Origin of the sequence: Deinococcus pimensis DSM 21231 (assembly GCF_000519345.1) — a bacterium.
GTDB lineage: Bacteria > Deinococcota > Deinococci > Deinococcales > Deinococcaceae > Deinococcus_A > Deinococcus_A pimensis.
This window is the reverse complement of record NZ_KI912673.1, coordinates 15,939-20,194: the sequence shown is the minus strand read 5'-3', so window position 1 is coordinate 20,194 and position 4,256 is coordinate 15,939. Positions and strand designations below refer to the sequence as shown.

Here is a 4,256-nt window from a genome sequence, read left to right as displayed (position 1 = left end):
CTGGTGCTGCTAGCCCTGCTGGTCTGCGCGCAGGACTGGCGTGACGGAGCGGGCTTCACCTTCGGTCAGGCCGCGCGGACGTACGGGCCGTTGATGTCCACGCACCTGCTCGAGGCGTACGAGGCGGGCGCGCTGCGCGTGCATCCGGACGCGCCGACCTCGGCGCTGCGCTGGCACGAGGACCGACTGCTTCACGTCGACCTCGACGCCGTGCCGCTCGCGCTGAGCTTCACCGTGACGCCGGGCGGGCGGCTCGACGTCGTCGAGGACATCGCCACGTCGCTGACGGTGCCCGCGACGTGGCGGGCAGCCGAAGGCGAGGTGCGGGCGCTGCTGCGCGAGACCCTTCGCGCCGACGCGCTGGCCTTCGCGCGGCGTGAGGCGGCCGTGAACGGCTGGACGCTCGACACCATGCACCCGGCGCTCGCGAGCGCGGTGGACGAGCTGCACGGCGCGTTCAAGACGCCGTGGGCGCTGGGCGCGCTGCGTGCGTGCGTGCGGCGCGCGGATCACGCGGGCGGCGCGTCCGGCCTCGCGCGACATCTGCGCAACTACGTCCGCAAGGCCAAGGTCGAAGGGTGGCGGGTGCCGAGGGTCGAACCGCACGAGCACCCGCTGCGCGAGGTCCTCAAGGTCGTCGTGCCGCTCCTCGGTCAGGACCCTGCCGAGGAAGCCGTCCCGGAGCTCCCGCTTCCGAACCCGTCGGGACCCGCGCTGAAGGCGTGACGGGCACGAGGGGGGCGCCGCTGGGTGCTGGCGGGCGCGTGGGTCGCCGTCCCTGTCGTTCCCGTGGAGTGGGATGTACCCGTGGGACGTGTCCTGGCGCGAGTCGAGCGGGCCTCCGGGGTTCGGTCGACGGTTTGGTGTGGTTCTGTGCCGTGCGGCGCGATCGTGTGGTGGGTGGTGCGGGGACGCGACCGTTCGGGGTGGATCGCCTTGCACGAGGGCGCTCGTCGTCGTAGCGTCGAACGTGTGCCGTCCGGCGTTCTCAGCTTGGCGAGGTCACCCCTGACCCCGGTCGATCCCGCCGCCCTGCCCGGAGCCTGCGCGGAATTCGGTCTGCGCGTCACCGACCTTGAGCGTGTCAGCGTCGGGAACAACCACGTGTACCGCGCGCGGCGCTGACGGGACGTCGTACGCGGTGCGGGTGCATCGCCCCGGGGACCGCGCGCGGAACACCACCGAGGCGGAGCTTCGCTTTCAGCTCGCGCTGCACGACGCCCGCGTCGTCGAGGTCCCCGTTCCACGCGCGCACGCGGGTGGCGGCTTCACGGCGCGAGGACGCCTCCACGTTCGGGTGGAGGCGTCCTCGCTCGGGGCGTCGTGGCGGCGCGTCGCCGGGAGCTCCCTCACCGGGAACGTCGGCCGCGTTCAGGACGTTTTGCCCGCGTCCCCGGCGCTGCACCACGAGCCGGGCGTGTGCACGACGTGCGCGACCTTGAGTTCCGTCTCGTCGTCCCCGAGCGGCGCGGGCCGCAGGTGCGGGGAGACGTTCCACTCGAAGCGGTCCCCGTGGGGGAAGGCGCGTTCGTGCGCCCTCATCGCGACGGGCACGAGCCTCAGACGCTTCTCGATCCACGCCTCGTCCCACGGGCCGTCCTCGAGAATGCCCTCGGCCGCGCGGAACTCCAGGTAGACGGTGCGTCTGAGCGCGTTGCCCGCCGTGGGCTCGCTGCCGTGCAACACCATCACGTCGTGCAGCAGCACGTCGCCGGGCTCCATCTCCACCTGAATGACGCCAGGCGCGTCCCAGCCGTACTTCTCGGCGATCTCGCAGGGGTCGAGCCTGCCCTTCTGCGTGCCCGGCACGACCCGCAGGGCGCCCGCGCCGATCGAGGAACGGTCCAGGTACAGGTCGAGGTTGAACACGCGCGTGCGGCGCGGATGCACGGCGTCCTGATGCCAGGGGATCTTCTCGCCGTCCCCCTCGTCCTTGAAGACCATGCTCTCGTACGTCGGGACGAAGTCGGGGCCGCACAGGCTCTCGGCGACCGCGAGGACACGTGCGTCGCCGAGCAGTTCGAGTGACGCGGACTGGCCCTTGTCGTGCAGGTAGTTGACGCGGAAGAGGACGTCGCCGTGCGCGCGGCGCGCGAAGTTGTAATCGCCGGTCGCGGCGCGCTCGGGGTGGCGGCGGCCCTCCTCGATCCAGGCGTGTCCGGCGTCACTCAGACGCTCCAGCAGGGGTCCGGTGATCCACCGGCGCAGCACGAGGTAGCCGTGCTCGTCGAAGAAGCGCACCTGCTCCTCGGTGAGGTGGTGCGGGGTGCGAGGTGGGACGGGCTCGGGCCGGGGTGGATGGTCGACGATCCGGACGGTGGGTGTGGATGTCATGCGGGCCTCCTTGCGCTGGAATGTCCGCAGCGTACCCTTCGCTCACGCCAACGTCTTCCGTGGAATCCTGGAGTTCTTCCCGTAAACTCAGGTATGGAGGCGGTGTGGGCGCACTTCGGGTTTCATCTTCATCAGGGTGAGCCGGGCCTCATGACCGAGGCGCATCGGCACGGCGAGATCGAGCTCAACTTCGTCCGCGAGGGCGAAGTCGAGTACCTCTTCGGCCCCGGCGCGCTCGCGCTGCCCGCCGGACAGCCGTTCGTGTTCTGGGGCGTCCGCCCGCACCGGGTCGTCCGCGTCGCGCCCGGAACGCGGATGGTGGTGCTCACGGTGCCGCTCGCGACCGTCCTGCGGTTCGCCCTGCCCGCCGCGCTCGCCGAGCCCCTCCTGCGCGGCGAACCCGTGCTCGGCGAGACCGACCCGGGGGATCCGGCCCTGCTCGACCGTTGGCTGCGCGACCCGGCCGATCCCGAGCACCGCGCCGCGTTCGAGCTCGAACTTCACGCGCGGCTCCGACGACTCGCCCTCGACACGCGCCGCGCGCCCCATCCGACCATGCGAGCCCCGCCGCGCGGCGCGGCGGGGCTCGCGGCGCGGCTCGCGGAGTCGCTCGTGGCGCGCTACGCCGACCCCACCCTGGGACTCGGCGGCGTCGCCCGGGATGTCGGCGTCCACCCGAACTATGCCGCGGCGGTCTTCCGGGAGGTCTTCGGGCTGAGCATGAACGCGTTCCTGACGCAGTACCGGGTCGCGCACGCGCAACGTCTGCTGCTCGTGACCGACCAGCCCGTGCTCGACATTGCCGCCGAGGCCGGTTTCGGGTCGGTCAGCCGCTTCTACGTGGCGTTCCGCGACGCGACGGGGTTCACGCCGCTCCAGTACCGTCGCCGCACACGCGACGTCTCGTCCGAGCCGACCCGTGAGTCTCGCGCCCCCGGCGTCAGGTGAGCTTCAGCGGGCGAGGCCGACGGTGATCGTCGCGCCGTACCCGCGCGTGGCGTCTCCCGTGACCTTCGCGAGCTGAGACGCGTACCCGTCGCGAAAGACCAGGTCCCGCTCCAGGGAGAGGCTGCCGAGGTTGCGCAGGCTGTCGCCGTACTCGCCGCGGGCGTACACGGCGCGGCTCGTGGATTCGGGCAGCGCCAGTTGCGAGGTCAGGACCGCGCCTCGCGCGCTCGTCGCGGCCGCGACGGTCGGGAAGACCTCGAAGTGCACGTGTGGCCACCTTCCCGGGTAGCAGCCGGGGAAGACCGTGGTGAACGTCAGGCTGCCGTCCCTGCCCGTGGTCTGCACGCCCCGCAGGAAGTCCTCCCCGACGGTGTCGGGGCTGTACATGCTGTAGTTCCCGTCCGCCGTGCAGTGCCAGGCGTACACCGCGTGGCCGGCGAGCGGCGCGCAGCTCGCGTTCACGTCCACGAGCTTCATCGTGAGCGTGAGGGGGACGCCCGCGGCGGTGTTCCGCGTGCCGAGACTCGTCCGGAGGTCCCTTCGGACGATGCCCGAGCGGGTCAGGACGTTGGCGCTCTGCCCGCTCGCGCGGCTCCCGTCGGCCGGGTACGGTCCGGCCGTCTCGGAGGGCGTGACGGGCACGCACGCGGCGGCCTGACTGGCGGCGCGCGAGAGGCCCATGCTGCCCGCGACGAGGGTGGCGATGCCCGCCACGCCGAGCGAGAGAACCTTGCGGCGATCCACGACGGCGCGGGAGAGCATGTTCAGGTCGGCGGAGAGGCCCAGGTCGTTCCAGTGGTCGGGCCCGTCGTGGTCGTGGTCGTCGTTGGGGAAGGGCAGGATGGGACGGTCGGTCATGGTGAAGCTCCTCGTGGGGTGCGGCGGGGTTGAGGGTCAGGCCTGGTCTGGGCGGTCAGTGCTGGTGAGGTCGAGGTCCTGCTTGAGTTCGCGGGTGCTCTTCCTGAACTCGCGCA

Annotated in this window: 5 protein-coding genes; 3 read left to right on the top strand and 2 right to left on the bottom strand. The window is 71.9% G+C overall.

Annotated elements, in window-relative coordinates:
• Both DEIPI_RS0122405 and DEIPI_RS40570 read left to right on the top strand, forming a co-directional pair.
• Positions 1–726 (top strand): hypothetical protein (locus DEIPI_RS0122405; protein WP_027483244.1); only part of this gene is annotated, 726 nt, incomplete at its 5' end.
• 246 nt (positions 727–972) lie between these two features.
• Positions 973–1,125 carry a hypothetical protein gene (locus DEIPI_RS40570; RefSeq protein ID WP_169737192.1) on the top strand — a complete coding sequence of 51 codons (153 nt, stop codon included), beginning with the start codon at positions 973–975 and terminating at the stop codon, positions 1,123–1,125.
• 246 nt (positions 1,126–1,371) lie between these two features.
• Here DEIPI_RS40570 and DEIPI_RS36015 read toward each other — a convergent pair whose 3' ends face one another.
• Positions 1,372–2,334 (bottom strand): phytanoyl-CoA dioxygenase family protein, encoded by a 963-nt coding sequence (locus DEIPI_RS36015; RefSeq protein ID WP_052351933.1) that lies wholly within the window; start codon positions 2,332–2,334, stop codon positions 1,372–1,374.
• 150 nt (positions 2,335–2,484) lie between these two features.
• On the opposite strand from DEIPI_RS36015, the gene DEIPI_RS0122390 reads away from it, so the two are divergent.
• Positions 2,485–3,282, top strand: a complete 798-nt coding sequence (locus DEIPI_RS0122390; protein ID WP_157463897.1) for a helix-turn-helix domain-containing protein — start codon at positions 2,485–2,487, stop codon at positions 3,280–3,282.
• A 3-nt stretch (positions 3,283–3,285) separates the two neighbouring features.
• Here the strand turns inward: DEIPI_RS0122390 and DEIPI_RS0122385 are convergent, their stop codons facing one another.
• Positions 3,286–4,140 (bottom strand): intradiol ring-cleavage dioxygenase, encoded by an 855-nt coding sequence (locus tag DEIPI_RS0122385; protein WP_027483241.1) that lies wholly within the window; start codon positions 4,138–4,140, stop codon positions 3,286–3,288.
• Positions 4,141–4,256 lie beyond the last annotated feature (116 nt).